This is a genomic window from Pseudomonas sp. Pme6b (assembly GCF_058129925.1).
The window spans coordinates 3,294,677-3,311,615 of sequence record NZ_CM176704.1; the positions used below are offsets into that span (position 1 = coordinate 3,294,677).

11 protein-coding genes and 3 pseudogenes are annotated in these 16,939 nt (G+C 56.8%); 9 read left to right on the forward strand and 5 right to left on the reverse strand.

Annotated features, from left to right (window positions below):
* Positions 1–18: 18 nt before the first annotated feature.
* Complete coding sequence (locus AC4ANE_RS14895; RefSeq protein WP_460408375.1) at positions 19–1,989, forward strand: putative bifunctional diguanylate cyclase/phosphodiesterase; 1,971 nt, start codon at positions 19–21, stop codon at positions 1,987–1,989.
* Positions 1,990–2,062: 73 nt separating this feature from the next.
* A complete protein-coding gene (locus AC4ANE_RS14900) occupies positions 2,063–2,773 on the forward strand; it encodes a GntR family transcriptional regulator (RefSeq protein ID WP_031595667.1) in 711 nt (236 codons plus the stop codon).
* Here the strand turns inward: AC4ANE_RS14900 and AC4ANE_RS14905 are convergent, their stop codons facing one another.
* The 3 genes from AC4ANE_RS14905 to AC4ANE_RS14915 all read right to left on the reverse strand — a co-directional run bounded on the left by AC4ANE_RS14905 (position 2,774) and on the right by AC4ANE_RS14915 (position 5,897).
* Positions 2,774–3,724, reverse strand: coding sequence for a PDR/VanB family oxidoreductase (locus AC4ANE_RS14905; protein ID WP_002553491.1), 951 nt, complete (start codon positions 3,722–3,724; stop codon positions 2,774–2,776). It abuts the gene before it with no gap.
* A 73-nt stretch (positions 3,725–3,797) separates the two neighbouring features.
* Positions 3,798–4,862 (reverse strand): aromatic ring-hydroxylating dioxygenase subunit alpha, encoded by a 1,065-nt coding sequence (locus AC4ANE_RS14910; RefSeq protein ID WP_005743729.1) that lies wholly within the window; start codon positions 4,860–4,862, stop codon positions 3,798–3,800.
* A gap of 147 nt (positions 4,863–5,009) precedes the next feature.
* Positions 5,010–5,897 carry a LysR family transcriptional regulator gene (locus AC4ANE_RS14915; RefSeq protein WP_002553493.1) on the reverse strand — a complete coding sequence of 296 codons (888 nt, stop codon included), beginning with the start codon at positions 5,895–5,897 and terminating at the stop codon, positions 5,010–5,012.
* Positions 5,898–6,024: 127 nt separating this feature from the next.
* Here AC4ANE_RS14915 and AC4ANE_RS14920 point away from each other — a divergent pair.
* Together AC4ANE_RS14920 and AC4ANE_RS14925 are read left to right on the forward strand one after the other, a co-directional pair.
* Positions 6,025–6,779: pseudogene (locus AC4ANE_RS14920) on the forward strand (gamma-glutamyl-gamma-aminobutyrate hydrolase family protein).
* 126 nt (positions 6,780–6,905) lie between these two features.
* The gene (locus AC4ANE_RS14925) at positions 6,906–7,454 is read left to right on the forward strand and encodes a cupin domain-containing protein (protein ID WP_002553494.1); all 549 of its coding nucleotides are present in this window, start codon (positions 6,906–6,908) and stop codon (positions 7,452–7,454) included.
* Positions 7,455–7,511: 57 nt separating this feature from the next.
* Here the strand turns inward: AC4ANE_RS14925 and galE are convergent, their stop codons facing one another.
* Positions 7,512–8,540: a UDP-glucose 4-epimerase GalE gene (galE, locus tag AC4ANE_RS14930; RefSeq protein ID WP_002553495.1), complete on the reverse strand. Its 1,029-nt coding sequence runs from the start codon at positions 8,538–8,540 to the stop codon at positions 7,512–7,514.
* Between the two features lie 417 nt (positions 8,541–8,957).
* Between galE and AC4ANE_RS14935 the strand changes: the two genes are divergently transcribed.
* The 5 genes and pseudogenes from AC4ANE_RS14935 (at position 8,958) to AC4ANE_RS14955 (ending at position 15,584) form a co-directional block, all read left to right on the forward strand.
* Positions 8,958–10,142, forward strand: coding sequence for a glycosyltransferase family 1 protein (locus AC4ANE_RS14935; protein WP_031595670.1), 1,185 nt, complete (start codon positions 8,958–8,960; stop codon positions 10,140–10,142).
* A pseudogene (glf, locus tag AC4ANE_RS14940) lies at positions 10,130–11,194 on the forward strand (UDP-galactopyranose mutase); the annotation flags it as partial. The gene AC4ANE_RS14935 and the pseudogene glf, both read left to right, overlap by 13 nt.
* Positions 11,195–11,313: 119 nt before the next feature.
* A pseudogene (locus AC4ANE_RS14945) lies at positions 11,314–12,460 on the forward strand (glycoside hydrolase family 1 protein).
* Positions 12,461–12,586: 126 nt separating this feature from the next.
* A complete protein-coding gene (locus AC4ANE_RS14950; RefSeq protein ID WP_002553497.1) occupies positions 12,587–14,191 on the forward strand; it encodes a hybrid sensor histidine kinase/response regulator in 1,605 nt (534 codons plus the stop codon).
* A gap of 373 nt (positions 14,192–14,564) precedes the next feature.
* Positions 14,565–15,584, forward strand: a complete 1,020-nt coding sequence (locus AC4ANE_RS14955; protein WP_002553498.1) for a hypothetical protein — start codon at positions 14,565–14,567, stop codon at positions 15,582–15,584.
* 271 nt (positions 15,585–15,855) lie between these two features.
* Here AC4ANE_RS14955 and AC4ANE_RS14960 read toward each other — a convergent pair whose 3' ends face one another.
* Positions 15,856–16,935: a YncE family protein gene (locus AC4ANE_RS14960; RefSeq protein ID WP_002553499.1), complete on the reverse strand. Its 1,080-nt coding sequence runs from the start codon at positions 16,933–16,935 to the stop codon at positions 15,856–15,858.
* Positions 16,936–16,939 lie beyond the last annotated feature (4 nt).

The window sequence follows — 16,939 nt, forward strand, 5'->3', positions numbered from 1 at the left end:
TGACAGAGAAGCCTTGCGATGCTGAAAAAACTAGTGAGTGCCTTGCGCACCGTGATGTCTGTACCCGCTGATAATCCCAGGCTGTTGCAGGCCCAATACGTTGCGTTGTCCCGACAGCTGCCATTGATGTATTTCGTGCTGCTGGTCAACACCTGGGCGTTGGCATTCACCCATTGGGCAACTGCTCCGATGTGGCTGACCCTGCTGGTTCCGGCGCTGCTCACTATTGTTTGCGCTATTCGTGCGCGCAAGTGGCTGCTCACGGTAAACCGGCCGCCACCCGCGCCAACCACCATTCTGGCGACGCTGCGCGGGACCAACGGACTGGCAGGCGTGATCGCTGCCGGTTTCGCCGCCTGGTCGCTGTCGCTTTATCCCTATGGCGATGCCTATGCCCAGGCGCACGTGGCGTTTTTCATGGGCATCACCGTGATTGTCTGCATCTTCTGCATGATGCACTTGCGGCCTGCGGCGTTGACCACTGCAGTTGTGGTCAACACTGCGTTTGTTATTTTTTTCGCGTCGACGCACAACATTACTTTCATCGCCACAGCAGTGAACATCGTGCTGGTGTCGATTGGCATGCTGATCATTCTTCAGTATCAATACCGCGATTTCACCAGCCTGGTGAATGTGCAGATAAGAACCGAGCAACTGAGCAATGAGAACCTTCTGCTGGCCAATCAGGACAGTTTGACGGGGCTGCCGAACCGCCGACAGTTCTTTCAGACACTGGACACGGCCTTGCAGGAGGCGCTGGCGCAGCGCACCGGGTTGGCGGTCGGCGTGCTGGATCTGGACGGGTTCAAGCCAGTCAATGACCTTTATGGGCATCGTACCGGCGACCGTCTGCTGATGCTGGTAGCCGAACGTTTGACCAGTGCCTTCAGCGATACAGTGCATGTGTCGCGACTGGGCGGTGACGAGTTCGCTCTGGTTATCAAGGGTGATATCAGCAACGATGCATTGCTGGCGTTTGGTAAACACCTGTGTGAACTGATGCATGAAAGCTTCGAGCTGTCGGATATGTCCATCCAGATTGGCGCAACTTTGGGCTTCGCTACGTTTCCGGCCACTGCAGACAATGCCACCCAACTGTTCGAGTTTGCCGACTACGCGCTTTATCAGGGCAAAGACCATAACCCCGGAACTACCTGCCTGTTCTCCGCCAGCCACCGCGAGCAGTTGCACGCCGATGGCGTAACCGAGCAGGCATTGCGGCGTGCCAATCTGGAGACCGAGTTCTACGTGCTGTTTCAGCCGATCATTGAAAGCTGCACACGCGAAACGGTGGCTTTCGAGGCTCTGGCCCGCTGGAAAAGTCCGGAACTGGGCTCGGTATCGCCTGCGCATTTCATTCCGATTGCCGAGCGAATCGGCATGATCAACAAGCTCACCGCACCCTTGTTGACTCATGCATTGAAGAGGGCCTTGTCATGGCCGGCGCCCATCAGACTGTCGTTCAACCTGTCGGCGCACGACTGCGCGACCTGGGAAAGTGTCAGTACCATTGTCGATATCATCGAAAACAGCGGTTTCGATGCCTCACGGCTCGATCTGGAAATCACCGAAACGGCGGTCATGCAGGACATTGCCCAGGTACAGCAGGCTATTGCACAGTTCCGGCAACTGGGTTGCGGTATCTCGCTGGATGATTTTGGCACCGGGTACTCCAGCCTCAGTCAGTTGCACGCGCTGGCGCTGACCAAACTGAAGATTGACCGCAGTTTTGTAACTGGCGTGCATGACAATCCGGCGAGTTACAAGATCGTGAAATCGCTGGTTGCCTTGAGTCTGGACATGTCTCTTGGCTGCGTGATTGAAGGCGTCGAGACGCAGGATGAGCTGAATGCACTGACCAGCCTTGGGTGCACGATGGTGCAGGGTTATTTCTACAGTCCACCGATCAGTTTTGAACAAACCCTGGTGTGGATCGAAACGCCGGATGAGGAGCGCACCTTCGGTTATGCAGCCTCGTGCCGGATCTGATCGACTGCGCTTGAACCATTCCCCTGTGTACGTGGAGTAAGATGCGTTTTTCGATCTCCACGGAATCCTGTCAATGAGCAAACCCGGGCAGACCATTCTTGTTGCGTTGCGCAAGATGATTGCGTCAGGCGAGCTGGCGGCCGGCGAGCGCTTGATGGAAGTGCCGACCGCCGAGCTGTTCGGCGTGTCGCGCATGCCGGTGCGTATGGCGTTTCGTACCCTGGAGCAGGAAGGCCTGCTGGTGCCCTTTGGCGGGCGCGGTTTTCAGGTGCGCTCGATCACGCCGATGGAAATCGCCGGTGCGGTCGACGTGCGTGGTGTTCTGGAAGGTCTGGCGGCGCGGCAGATGGCCGAACGTGGCTTGGCGCAGGAGGCTCGGGACGAGCTTGAAGCCTGCCTGGTGCAGGGCGATGCGCTGTTCGAAAAGGGTTATGTCACTGAGGACGATCTTGAGGTCTATCACGACATGAATATGCGCCTGCATCGAGTGATCGTGGCGGGCAGCGGTAATCGCGCCATTGCCGATGCGCTGGCACGCAACGACCATCTGCCTTTTGCCTCGGTGACGGCGCTGGCAGTGGATCGCGATAACCTGATTCGCGAATACCGGCGCTTCAATTTCGCCCACATGCAGCATCATGCGGTGGTGGATGCGTTAGTGAGCGGGCAGGGCGCTCGTGCCGAGGCGATCATGCGTGAGCATGCCAATGCTACCCTGCGCTACGCGGAGATTTTCGGTGCCGGTTTGAACGAACGCATGAAGGTCATCCAGCGCTCGAACTGATCAGATGTCGAGCACCAGCAGTGGGGTTTTCGAGCGTGAGCAGCATGGCGTGAACTGATCGTTGAGCGCCTGCTCGTCTTCAGTCAGAAACAGATCCCGATGATCCGGAATGCCCTTGAGGACGCGCGTCAGGCATGTGCCACACACACCTTGTTCGCACGACAGCGGAATATCGATGCCGTGGCTTTCGAGCACTTGGGCGACCGTCTTGTTGGCAGGAACGGCAAGTACCTGGCCGGTGCTGGCAATCTCGATAGAAAAGCTGCCGTCATTGCTGGTGTCCGCCGGCTCTGCAGAAAAGTACTCCCGGTGCAGATTGTCTTCAGACCAGCCGGCAGCACGGGCGCTGTCGAGGATGTGTTGCATGAAACCACCCGGTCCGCACACATACAGATGGGTATCGGGTTGCGGCTGGGCGAGTACATTGGCAGCATCCAGCGCGGTAGTGGGCTGTTCATCAAGGTGCAGCGTGACCCGGTCGGCAAATGATGAACGCTTCAGGCGCTCGATAAACGCGCCGCGCTCGACGGAACGAACACAGTAGTGCAATTCGAAATCGGCACCCTCCAGCGCAAGCTGTTCAGCCATGCACAGAATGGGGGTGATGCCGATGCCGCCGCCAAACAGAAGCGTGCGACGGCTGTTCCCGGCCAGCGGAAACAGGTTGCGCGGCTCGCTGATGCGTAGTTGCGCGCCTGATTGAATCTGTTCATGCAGGCTGCGCGACCCGCCGCGTGAAGCCGGATCGTTGAGTACACCAATCAGGTAACGATGACGCTCGTTCGGTGCGTTGCACAGCGAATACTGGCGGATCAGCCCGTCAGGCAAGTGCACGTCAATGTGTGCGCCTGCCGTGAAAGGCGGCAGCAACTCGCCATCGGCTCGCACTAGCTCGAAACTGCAGATATCCAGCGCTTCATCGTTACGTGATAACACGGTCACGTCGATCATGGTATGTCCTCGGGTGACCGCAGCACGGGTCACTTCTGATTGTTTTCAACGCATTCGGGCTGGCAGCAGGCGGTCATTTAGTGGCCATTACTGGAATCTGTTCAGCTGTGCTGGCTCGTTCGGCGGCGATCAAGCGTTCCAGAATTTTGCGCGACTGCACACCGCCGGCGTCGATGTTGAGCTTGAGCAGGTTGCGCTGCGGGTGCTGAAGCAGGTTCTGTTGCTGGCGTTCAAGCATCTCCAGGTCTTCGCTGAAGATCTTGCGCTGCCCCTCGCGGATGGTGGCCGTCAGTTGCTCGTCAGCCGGGTTGAAGTTGCGCGCCATGCCCCAGAAGTACCAGATCGAGGTGTCGGTCTCTGGCGTGATGAAGTCGACAACGATGCTCGATGCCTTGAACTCGTGGGGCGCGTGATAGCCACCTTTGCCCGCGTGGGCTACGCCTACCTCGATCAGTACATGGCTGGGCGGGGTGAAGCGGCAGATCTGCCAGCGATCGACTGGCACGTCATCGGCCAGGTTGTTGCCACGCAGCGCCATCTGCCAGAACGGCGGCGGCATGATGTTTTCCATGTGGCGTGCGGTAATGACTTCCTCGCCTTCGACCGTCGTGACAGGTGCCGCTTCGTCGATTTCCTTCTGACCGATGCTCGATGCATGCACGTAGGTTTCGTGGGTGAGGTCCATAAGGTTGTCGATCATCAGGCGATAGTCGCACTGAATATGAAACAGGCCGCCACCGTAGGCCCATTCGTCGCTGACCGCCCACTCCAGATGATGGATGAGCGCCGGATCGGCCTTTTCCCGGTCGCCAGGCCAGACCCATATGAAGCCGTAGCGCTCGACCGCGGCGAAGGTTTTGTTGCAGGGGAAGCCTCGAACACGCTGGCCGGGCATCGCGGCGGTCTTGCCATCGCCGCCCATCACCAGCCCGTGATAACCGCATACCAGTTGGCCGTTCTCGACATAACCCAGCGACAGCGGAGCACCGCGGTGCGGGCAGAAATCTTCCAAGGCGACAACTTGCTGGTTCTGGTCGCGATAGAAGACCATCTTTTCGTTGCAGATCTGCCGGCCCAGAGGCTTGTCGGCGACTTCATCCGCTGTACAGGCGACGTACCACGCATTTTTTGGGTGCATGACGGTTCTCCACGGTTCGATTATTGGTCTTATGGATCCACAGAATGAATCATGTTGTTTTCCTCGTGATTATTAATGCCACAGGATCAAGATTAGTCCAATGATTAATTTGATTAACTATTATTTAATGGATCCACAGACTGGCCATCAGGCGCATCTGGACACCAGCAATGCTGCGCGCAGACGGGGGGCGAGTGCTTCCAGAAGGGTCTGCACAGAGCGCAATGCCCGGCAGTCGGGACGCGTCAGTAGCCACAGATCGGTGCTGCACCCTTGCAGTGGTTCACTCAACCTTTCCACTGAGGCAAGGCCCTGAATCGTGAAATCGGTCAAGGCCGCCACGCCCAGACCGGCAGCGACCAACTGAGAGACCGCCGACATGTTGCTGCAGCGATAGCGTGGGCTCACCGCCGGAAATGCCTGTTTACGCCAGATCACCGAAGGGTGGTCGGGCATCGAGTCGTCCGGGCTGATCCAGGGAATGGAGGCAGGGCTGTGTGTCAGCGCATCGCGGTATTCGGGGCGACCACAGATGAAGTAGTCCGCGCTGCCCAGGCATCGTCCGATCAGGTGTTCGGGCGGGGTATTGGTCAGGCGCAGCGCGATGTCGGCATCACGACGGCTGAGGTTGGCGAACGCGTTGGAGGTGGCCAGTTCCAGCGTGAGAGCAGGGTACTGCGGCATGAAGTCCGCGAGCGTTGGCAATAGCAGGCTGTGCAATACCGCGTCAGTGCACGTCAGGCGTACCGTACCGCTGACCACCTGTTCGCCTTGCTGCAAGGCGATACGGGCAGCGGCGAGTGCCTGTTCGGCGTGTTCAGCCTGCTCGGCCATGGCCTGGGCAGTATCCGTCGGAATGTAGCCGCGGCGGTTCTTTTCAAACAGCGCAGCACCGAGGGCTGACTCCAGACGTCGGATCGAGCGGAACACTGTCGAAATATCAACGTGCAGCAGATCTGCAGCACGCGCCAAGGTCCGGCCGCGTACCAGCGCCAATACCAGGGCAAGATCGGCATGGGTGATTTCATATTGCATCGCTGCATTGTTCCTTTGCCTGAATGCCTATGTTTGTTGCGTAGATGACTATCCTAGACTGGTTTTATCCCGGCTGGATAGCGTCATATCGACGTGCTGGCTCACCAGATTCACAAGGACTCAACGTATGTCACGACCTCCCTTGATCGGCGTTACTGCCTGCCGTCAGCAGTTGGGCAAGTACTCCTCTCACACCGCAGGCGATGAATATGTCGAGGCGGCTGCGTTTGCGGGTGTCCCGGTCATTCTGCCCGCGCTCGACGTGCCCACCGAGCCTGCGCAGTTGCTGGCCTCACTGGACGGTTTGCTGTTTACCGGCTCGCCGTCCAATGTCGAGCCGCATCATTACAACGGCCCGGCAAGCGTGGAAGGCACTGCCCACGACGTGTTTCGGGATCGCACAACATTACCGCTGCTCAGGGCCGCTATCGCCCAGGGTGTGCCGGTGTTATGCATCTGTCGTGGTTTTCAGGAGCTGAATGTTGCACTGGGCGGCAGCCTGCATCAGCGGGTCCAGGAATTGCCCGGTTATCTGGATCACCGTGAGCCGCAAAGCGATGTGCTGGCCGTGCAGTACGCGCCGCAACACCCGGTGCAGGTGCAATCTGGCGGGTTGCTGGAGGCGCTCGGGCTTGCGCCGGGGTTCGAGGTCAATAGCCTGCACAGTCAGGGAATCGATCGTCTGGCATCGGATCTGCGCGCGGAAGCACTGGCACCCGACGGTCTGGTGGAAGCGGTTTCCCTGCCCGGTGCGCCAGGCTTTGTGCTGGGCGTGCAGTGGCACCGGAGTGGGAGTTCATGAACAACCCTGTGTCGCTGAGCCTGTTCACGGCATTCCGTGAAGCCTGCCTGGCGTATGCCCGGAACCGTCAGGGCAGCTAGTGCGATGAGCTGCTGAGTGTTGCTGACAAACGTGATTTAATATCCGGCTTTGCGGCCTGGGCGATGGACAATCCATTCCTCCTGGGCTTTGCTTCACTCATCGGATATCTTTCGCACAAGGCCATTATGGATACGGGAGCACGACTCAAACTGGTGCGTGAAAGCTACAAGCTGTCACAACGTGAACTCGCCAGACGCAGTGGTGTGACCAATGCCACGATTTCCCTGATTGAGCAAAATCGTGTCAGCCCCTCTATCAGCTCGTTGAAGAAGCTGCTTGAGGGCATCCCCATGACGCTTGCGGATTTCTTCACCTTCGACCAGCCACCGGGGCAGGATCAGTATGTATTCCGCGCCGGTGACCAGCCTGACCTGGGGCGTAACGGTGTTCGCCTGCTGCTGGTCGGCGCAACCCTGCCGAGCCGCCAGATGCGTTTTCTGCGCGAGCAGTACGCGCCGGGCGCAGACTCGGGTGAAGAGCCCATCGTCCACAGCGAAGGCGAGGAGTGCGGGTTGGTGACGCGCGGCACCGTGGAGCTGACCATCGATGGGCAGGTCAATATTCTCGGTCCCGGGGACGGTTATTACTTCCCGACCACCTTGCCACACCGCTTCCGCAACATTGGCCAGGACGAGGCCGAGATCATCAGTTCCAACACACCGGCCAATTTTTAGCGCACAGCAGCCTGCTGCGAGGGTAATTCCCCGCCACTTTACACCTTTGGCCGCACCTCAACTGACCAGTGCTGTCGGCATATAACCCTGTGGGTTCATGCACTGCCAGCGCCAGGCGTCAGTGAGCATCGAATCAAGGTTGAACCTGGCGCGCCAATCCAGCTCACGCAATGCTTTCCCCGGATCCGACCAGCACACCGCAATGTCTCCGGTCCGGCGCGGCTCAAAGATCAAAGGCACGGTTTTGCCGGAGATACGTTCGAAAGCGTGCACCACCTCAAGCACTGAATAACCCTGCCCAGTCCCCAGATTCCAGACGGATACGCCTTTTTGGCCGCGTATTCTGTCCAGCGCCTTCAAGTGGCCCTCGGCCAGATCCATTACGTGAATGTAGTCACGCACACCTGTACCGTCCGGCGTCGGGTAGTCGGTGCCAAAAATGTGCAGGGCAGGGCGTCTTCGATTCGCGACCTGCAGCAGGAAGGGCAGCAGATTATTTGGCGTGTTGCAGGGCGACTCGCCCAGCAGGCCGGACGGATGGGCGCCAATGGGATTGAAGTATCGCAGCAGCCCGATGGACCAGCGTGGATCCGAGCGGGCGACGCTTTTCATCACATGCTCGGCCATCAGTTTGGAATGCCCGTAAGGATTGGTCGGCAAACCCGGTGGGCAGTTCTCGTCCAGCGGCATTTGCTCACGGTCGCCGTATACAGTCGCTGATGAGCTGAACAACAGGTTTAACACGCCTGCCTGCTCCATCGCCTGACACAGGTTTACGCTGCCACTCACGTTGGTCTCGAAATAGCGCAACGGCTCTCTGACGCTTTCGCCCACTGCTTTGAGCCCGGCGCAATGCACCACAGCTTTCACTGGGTGGCGAGCGAATAGCCGGTTCAACGTCGCTTTGCTGCGTACATCGCCGTGGATGAACTCCACCTGTCGCCCGCTGAGTGTTTCCACCCGGCTCAATGTCTCTAGCGAGCTATTGCACAAGTTATCAAGCACCACGACATCGTGGCCCTCTTCAAGCAATTCAAGCGCAACGTGAGCGCCAATGTATCCCGCACCACCGGTAACCAGAATCATGATTATCCTTCCTGGATGTTCGCCGCCTCGGCAAGAGGCGTGCTGAGGGCTCGGCGTCGTGACCTTTATCAACAGGACGACAGAGGAGCCTTGCTTGCGAAAATCAGGACCAGACCACCGCGTGGGGAAAACGTACCGCAGGTGCCAAAAAACATTCGCTCAAGACTAGGGGCGTATTTGTTCCGCCGAGTTCAACGGTTCATTCCCGACGGCGCATACCCTTTATCGGAATCAGCGAACAGCGGCCCGGGCGCATGCTCGAAACTGATGAGAATATCTATAGTTGTTCCATGCACGTGATTGTTCCATGCATGCAACAGCCGCCAACGCACATCCTCATCATGAATGCCGTCGAAGTTCAGCCCTTTTCAGAGCCCTTCAGTTTCATCCAGGACTTTTTAGAAAAAGGGAGACTTCATGAACGGTGTCCAGAAAATCCAATACAGAAGGTCAGCTTCAGCCAGAGTCGAGGCAGCCGTCAGACCGCTGCTGCTATGCCTGTCCCACCTCAGGTGGGGGTTTGTGTACCAGCGTCCGCAGCACATCATGTCGCGCATGGCGCAGGATTATCGGGTGTTGTTTCTAGAGGAGCCTGTTTTTTCAGACTCGCCTCGCATCTGGCTTGAGTCACTGCCGCAAGCATGCGGTGTCACCGTATTGGTGCCGCACCTGCCTTCGCAGATGCAGCCTGATCAAGTGATCACTGCACAGCGCACGTTGCTGGATGGTTTTATGGATGCGCAACAATTTGGGGAGCTGCTGTTGTGGTATTTCACCCCGATGGCCCTGGCGTTTACCGACCACCTGCGCGCGCAAGTGACGATCTTCGATTGCATGGACGAGCTGTCTGCGTTCAAAGGTGCGCCGCCAGAGCTTGTCGAGCAGGAGCAAGCGCTGATGAAGCGCGCAGATGTTGTCTTTACCGGCGGCTTCAGCCTCTGGGAGGCCAAGCGCCTACAGCATACAAATGCACACTCCATGCCCAGCAGCGTCGATATCGGGCATTTTGCAGCCGCTCGCAACATGCTTGCCGCCCCGAAGGATCAACAATGCATTCCCTACCCAAGGCTGGGTTATTTTGGCGTCATTGATGAGCGTTTCGATATTGAACTGATTCGAGAAGTGGCGGAATCACAGCCCACATGGCAAATCATTTTGATCGGCCCCGTGGTTAAAATCGATCCGGCAACCCTGCCGCACATGGCCAACGTTCATTATCTGGGCAGCAAGCCTTATGACGATTTACCTGCCTATCTGTCTGGCTGGGATGTCGCATTGATGCCGTTTGCCCTGAACGATTCCACACGCTTTATCAGCCCGACCAAGACGCCGGAGTACCTTGCTGGTGGTTGTCCGGTGGTATCAACCCGGATTGCCGACGTTGTCAGAACTTATGGTGAATCCGGAGTCGTCGCAATTGCCGATGATGCCGACGCGTTTGTTCGCGCGATTCGCGAAGCTCTGGCGCATAAGGATCCTGCTGATTTTCTGCGTAAGGTTGACGCAGTGCTGGCCGGTGAGTCCTGGGACAACACGTGCGCTGTCATGAAGGCGCAAATCGGCCTGGTAACTACCGGGGAGCAAACCCAATGCCTCGGATAAATCCTCAATCAGCCGCGTTTGCAGAGACGCACTATGATTTCCTGATCGTCGGTGCTGGTTTTGCGGGAAGTGTAGTGGCGGAGCGGCTGGCAGCCGGATTGGGTAAACGCGTTTTGCTGATCGACCGACGTCCACACATTGCGGGTAACGCTTACGATCACCTAGACAGCGCCGGGGTGTTGGTCCATCAATACGGGCCGCATATCTTCCACACCAATGCCGAGCGCATTGTGGAATACCTATCGCGATTTACCGAATGGCGCGACTACCAACACCCTGTGCTCGCCAGTGTGGACGGCCAATTGCTGCCTATTCCGATCAACCTCGATACGCTCAACAGCTTGTACGGTTTACAGATGAATGAGCAACAAGCCGAAGCCTTTCTCGCCAGCCGGGCCGAGCCGGTAGAGATGATAAGAACCTCCGAAGACGTTGTGATCAATCAGGTGGGCCGGGAGTTGTACGAGAAGTTTTTTCGTGGCTACACCCGCAAGCAATGGGGGCTGGACCCGTCGCAACTGGACAGGTCGGTCACCTCTCGAGTGCCTACCCGTACCACTTCGGACAATCGCTACTTCACGGATACCTTCCAGAAAATGCCGCTGCATGGCTATACGCACCTGTTTGAACGGATGCTCGATCACCCGCTTATCGACGTGGCACTGGGGGTCAATTTTGCCGATATACGCGGGGCCGTGCAGTATCGGCACCTGATCTACTGCGGGCCGATCGATGAATACTTCGATTATTGCTATGGCCGTCTTCCATATCGGTCGTTGCGTTTCGAGCACAGGACCGTTGATCAGGCACAGTTTCAATCCGTGGCCGTGGTCAACTATCCGGATGAGGCAGTTGCTCATACGCGTATTACGGAATACAAGCACCTCACCGGTCAACTGCATGCCCAGACCAGTATCAGCTATGAGTTCCCGAGTGCCGAGGGCGACCCTTACTACCCCATTCCGCGACCGGAAAATACTGAGTTGTACAAGCGTTACAAGGCGTTGGCCGATCAGTCGGATGAGGTGACTTTCCTTGGGCGGCTCGGTACTTAAAAGTATTACAACATGGACCAGGTTGTCGGTCAGGCATTGGCGCTGTTCCAGCGGCTGGCCCATGAGTTGCCGGAGCAGATTGCCGAACCGATTGAACAGCCTGCGCGAGGCTGAGCATGGGTCGTCTGTTCGACAGCTTCTTCATAGGCGGATTCGAGTGTGCCAGCCATCGACGACGCGACGGCGTGCGACTCGATCTGCTTCACTCCACCGGGCACGACCGTTGGGCACCCGAAGATTTTGCCGCAATGGCGACGCACGGAATACGTACCGTGCGTGACGGTTTGCGCTGGCACCTGATTGAAACCAGCCCGAACTGTTACGACTGTGCCCATGTTACGAGCCGCGCGGCGTCAGGGCACTCAGGTGATCTGGGACTTATGCCATTACGGTTATCCTGATGACCTGGATATCTGGCGGCCGGAGTTTGTCGAGCGCTTTGCGCGTTTTGCCGCTGCGGTAGCTCAGGTAGTCAAAGACGAAGGGGAGACCGCCCCCTTTTATTCGCCAATCAATGAAATTTCGTTCTGGAGCTGGGCGGGAGGTGAAGTTGCTTATTTCAACCCTGGTAGTCAGCAGCGCGGCATGGAACTCAAACAGCAACTGGTCCGGGCCAGCATTGCGGCGATAGAGGTGATACGCGCAATAGAGCCAAGCGCGCGTTTTATTCAGGCCGAGCCATTGATTCACGTCGTACCGGCTACGCGCGGTAGTGCGGAGATAGCGGCAGCAGAGTGCTATCGGCAGGCGCAGTTTGAAGCCTGGGATCTTTTATCCGGGCGTCAATTGCCTGGGCTGGGCGGCCGATCCGAGTATCTGGATGTGTTGGGCGTCAACTTCTACCCCCATAACCAATGGCAATTCAAGGGTCGAAAGCTCACTCAGGACGACCCGCAATACAGGCCTTTTCAGGGCATGTTGAGCGAGCTGCATACACGGTACGCAAGACCGATATTGATTTCTGAAACCGGTGCCGAAGATGTTCAGCGTTTGCCCTGGTTCAATTACATTTGTGCCGAGGTCAGCAAGGCTGTCAGGGCAGGCTTACCGGTAGAAGGTATCTGCTGGTACCCCATTCTCGATTATCCGGGCTGGGACGACGCCCGATACTGCCCGACAGGCCTGTTGGGTTATGCAGACGGGCAGGGCAAACGGGCCTCCTTTCACCCTTTGCAGGTGGCGTTACGCGAGAGTGCGAGTGAATTTGCGGCTCTCATTCGACAAAAGGACGAAAAATCGGCTCTCGGCGTGAACGCTTTTTGAGTGTTTAGCCCCTCATATGAATATAATTCGTTTTTTGTCCAAAATCTGAGAACCCTTTCAAGGCTCCGCCAGTCCTAGCTTTGAGAACGTGTATTACACCCAACCAATATGTGTGGAGTTTCTGGAGTGTCGGAAGAAAAAGCCCGTGTCGACAATGCTGCAACGGGAGATATCCAGCATCAGGGAAAAGATATCTTTTTTGCGGCGGTGGAAACGACACGGATGCCAATGATCGTGACGGACCCCAACCGTGCGGACAACCCGATCATTTTTTCCAATCGCGCGTTTCTGGAAATGACGGGCTATTCGTCAGAAGAAATCATCGGTACCAACTGCCGGTTTCTTCAGGGGCCGGAAACGGATCGGGCCGTGGTGCAGTCCATTCGTGAAGCGATTGACGAGCGCGTCGATATCTCCACTGAAATTCTCAATTACCGCAAGGACGGTTCTACGTTCTGGAATGCCTTGTTTATTTCTCCGGTTTATAACGATGCCGGAGACCTGATCTATTTCTTTGCGTCGCAACTGGATATCAGTCGACGTCGGGATGCTGAGGATGCCTTGCGTCAGGCGCAGAAAATGGAAGCCCTGGGGCAGCTTACCGGAGGCATCGCCCATGACTTCAATAACCTGCTTCAAGTCATGGGGGGCTATATTGATTTGATCGGTAGCGCTGCAGAGAAGCCCACTATTGATGTGCAGCGTGTCCAGCGTAGCGTTCATCACGCCAAGTCTGCTGTCGAACGCGCGAGTACGCTGACCAAGCAATTACTGGCATTTGCCCGTAAACAAAAACTGCAGGGACGGGTGCTCAACCTCAATGGCCTGGTTTCCAGCACAGAGCCCTTGATCGAGCGTACGTTCGGGCCGCACGTGACGATCGAAACCGATCTGGATCCGGCATTGAAGAACTGCCGTATCGACCCGACCCAGGCAGAAGTTGCCTTGCTGAATATCTTCATCAACGCCAGGGATGCGTTGATCGGCAGGCCTGACCCGAAAATATCCATTGAAACCCGCAATCTGGTCGTCGATGAGTTGGCCAACATGTCCTATGACGGCTTGCTGCCTGGCCGCTACGTCAGTATTGCCATAATGGACAATGGCATTGGCATGCCATCGAGTATTCGTGACCGCGTAATGGACCCGTTTTTTACCACCAAGGAAGAGGGCAAGGGTTCAGGGCTCGGTCTTTCGATGGTCTATGGCTTTGCCAAACAGTCGGGCGGCGCGGCGCGGATCTATACCGAAGAAGGTGTTGGCACAACGCTGCGTCTGTATTTTCCGGTAGACGAGGCAATGCTGACCCATGCGGAGCCACCGAAAGCTGTCGACAGACGCATTGGCAGCTGCGAGCGGATTCTGATTGTCGAGGACCGGCCCGACGTCGCCGAGCTGGCGAAGATGGTGCTGGATGACTATGGCTATATCTGCGAAATCGTACTCAACGCTCGTGAAGCACTGAAGAAATTCGAATCCGGCAGCAGGTATGATTTGCTGTTCACTGACCTGATCATGCCGGGCGGCATGAACGGCGTGATGCTCGCGAGGGAAGTGAGGCGCAGGTACCCGAAGATCAAGGTGCTGCTGACCACCGGCTATGCTGAAAGCTCGATCGAACGAACTGATATCGGTGGTTCCGAGTTTGATGTGGTATCCAAGCCCTGCATGCCTCAAGACCTTGCCCGGAAGGTCAGGCAGGTGCTGGACGGGCCTAACGGTATCGCTTGATTGTTCCGCTAACGAAGACCTGAAGGCCTGACTGTTCTCGGTCAGGCCGATGAGTGTGTGGCTATACCCACTATTGACGGTGCTTTATGAGGTGCCGGTGATTGTTAATGCCTGTCGAGCATTAACAGACATCAGACAACTTCACTTATAAAATAAAGCAGATAATGAGGCCGGGAAGTTGTAAAGCGTGTGGAGCATTGTCGTCTCCTTCCGTTCCATTGATAGAGATCACTGTTCGTCGCCTTTTTATGTGATTCTGCAGGCCTGAAAAAAAGTCTATAAAAGTTTTAAACTTCTTGAGTGTCGCCCGGGTCATTAACGTGTACGCCACACATTTCAGCGTTCACTGCCAATGACTCAAAGGACTCTTATTATGATTCGCGACGACCGTATCGCTCCAGGCTCCCCTGTGTATCAAGACACGCATGCCATGGCTCCTCTGCTTAAACGAATTTCCTGGAGCGCTATTCTGGCCGGTGTTGTATTGGCCATGGTTGTTTCGCTGTTGTTGAACCTGTTGGGCACTGCCATTGGAAGTGCCAGTATTGACCCAATGCAGGAAGCCAACCCGTTGTCCGGAATTGGCACAGGTGCGGGTATCTGGGTTGTTGTCAGCTCGGTCATCTCGCTGTTTGTCGGTGGTTGGGCGGCTGGCCGTCTGGCTCAGCGTGAAGGCGCTTTTCATGGTCTTCTGGTGTGGGCGAGCGTATCGCTGATTACTGTCTATCTGGTGTCCAGTGCGGTAACAGGCGTGGTGCGCGGTGGCCTTAATCTGGCAGGCAGCGGTATGTCGGCACTGGGCAGCGGTATTGCTCAGGTAGCGCCGGCCGTCGGCGGCAAGATTCAGGATCAGTTGCGCGCTCAGGGTATTGATTTCAATCTGGACGATATCCAGGGTGAGATTGAAACAGCCATGCGCCAGACCGGTAAAGCCGAGCTGAACCCTGACAACGTCAAGCAGGAAGCTCAGGCAACCCAGGAAGATGCCCAGAACACTGCCAAACAAAGTGCACAAAATCCTCAGCAAGCCGATGAGCAATTGGGTGGCCTGATGGACCGCATCAAAGCCAAAGGTGACCAGGCGTGGGATGCTGCTGACCGTCAGGCGCTGGTTAATCTGATCAAGGCGCGTGGCAACAAGACTGATGCCGAAGCCAATCAGATCGTCGATCAGGCTCAGGCCAGCTATCGCCAGGCTTATGCCAAGTATCAGGAGCTGAAAGCTCAGGCAGAACAGAAAGCCCGTGAAGCGGCTGAAGTGACCGCCAAACGTGTTTCGCAAGGTGCCTGGATTCTGCTGATCACTCTGGTGATCTCGGGTCTGGTAGCAGCAGGTGCCGGTGTACTGGGTCGTCGTACTCAGCCGCCAGCCAAAGTTGTTGCTGCTGTCTGATCTAATGCAGCAAGACTGAACTGAAGTACCAGACGGGGAGCGTTAATCGCTCCCCGTTTTTATTTCAGCCATTCGATATCGTGTCAGTGCCGATCCGCTTCGACAACACGTTGGTAAAGTCCATCCCTCAATTTTTTACCTTATCATCGGCGGCTCTACAGCTTGCGTAACAGGGCAACTTTCAAAGAGCAAATACTCTAACAGCGTGCTGCGGGATATATATTCAATCTCAACGGTGGCACCTATGCCATTGATGTTGCCAAGTCTATATTCACTGGGTTTTAAGGGTTGTTACTGTGAAGGTGTCCGGGTGGAATATCGGGTCGGGCTTTGGTTGTTCGGCAGTGGGCTCAGGCTGGGTGAATTCGGCACTGAGCAAGTACGCTTGTGAGCGTGCAGAATCAAACGTCATGTTGTGCGCCCACAAACGGGTGCTGACACTTCCTTTGGTTCGATACTGCCCGTCCGGGTCACGTGCAACCACGGTCAGACTGGCATCTGCACCACTGGGTATCAACAGGCGATCGTTTTGGCGGTCGTACGCCATGCTGTTGACAGCGCGTGTGGTGGGCAATGCTGCGAGGCGTTTGCCGGTCATCAAGTCGGCAATAATTAACTGAGGGCTTGCGCCACGACAGGCAATGAACAGACGTTGTCGCGATTCATCGGCGGCGACCGCGCAGGGTTTGTTGCAGCCCTCGAACGTCCAGTACTGATGTTTCTCCAGCAGTTGGCCTGAAAGAACGGCCACTTGATTCTCGTCACGCATCGGCACTACCAGCGTGCCGTCGCTGAGGACGATCGGCGCGTCGAGTTTCTGTGCCGGAACCTGCCGGGAACCCACGAGTGCGTCGGTACGTGCGTCGATGAAATACAGTGTGGAGTGGTTGCCGCGACGGCCGCTGGTAACGATCACTCGCTGATGCCCGGCATCGTAGATGACATTGTTCAGGTTGCCTGAGTCCAGTTTGAGCCGGTTTTGTACGGTCATGCGGTCCAGCGCGGCGATGCCTAATGTCCCGTCCATGTTGGCGACATAGGCGCGATTGTGCTCGGGTGCAAAGGCAACGGCATTGGCACCGGTCGAGTTGTCCAGGGTCTTGATCAGAACCTGCCGTTCGACGTCGAACACGGATAAACCGTTCTCGCGGCGCGCGATGTACAAATGAGGCTGTGCCGGCTGCAATGCCGCGAACCCCCAACTGTAGCCAGCGCCTGGCAGCACGGTTGCTGCGCGGGTGGTGTACAGCAGCGAGTCATCCGCCTGAGCCGAAAGAGGTGCCAGCAGCGTGAACACACTGGCAAAAATCTGTAATCCCGTCACCTTGAGCCACCTGATCAACGACATCATCGGC

Coding starts and splice junctions, on each gene's coding strand:
- AC4ANE_RS14895 (WP_460408375.1), top strand. CDS start 19: ATGCTGAAAAAACTAGTGAGTGCCTTGCGCACCGTGATGTCTGTACCC.
- AC4ANE_RS14900 (WP_031595667.1), top strand. CDS start 2,063: ATGAGCAAACCCGGGCAGACCATTCTTGTTGCGTTGCGCAAGATGATT.
- AC4ANE_RS14905 (WP_002553491.1), bottom strand. CDS start 3,724: ATGATCGACGTGACCGTGTTATCACGTAACGATGAAGCGCTGGATATC.
- AC4ANE_RS14910 (WP_005743729.1), bottom strand. CDS start 4,862: ATGCACCCAAAAAATGCGTGGTACGTCGCCTGTACAGCGGATGAAGTC.
- AC4ANE_RS14915 (WP_002553493.1), bottom strand. CDS start 5,897: ATGCAATATGAAATCACCCATGCCGATCTTGCCCTGGTATTGGCGCTG.
- AC4ANE_RS14925 (WP_002553494.1), top strand. CDS start 6,906: ATGGATACGGGAGCACGACTCAAACTGGTGCGTGAAAGCTACAAGCTG.
- galE (WP_002553495.1), bottom strand. CDS start 8,540: ATGATTCTGGTTACCGGTGGTGCGGGATACATTGGCGCTCACGTTGCG.
- AC4ANE_RS14935 (WP_031595670.1), top strand. CDS start 8,958: ATGAACGGTGTCCAGAAAATCCAATACAGAAGGTCAGCTTCAGCCAGA.
- AC4ANE_RS14955 (WP_002553498.1), top strand. CDS start 14,565: ATGATTCGCGACGACCGTATCGCTCCAGGCTCCCCTGTGTATCAAGAC.
- AC4ANE_RS14960 (WP_002553499.1), bottom strand. CDS start 16,935: ATGATGTCGTTGATCAGGTGGCTCAAGGTGACGGGATTACAGATTTTT.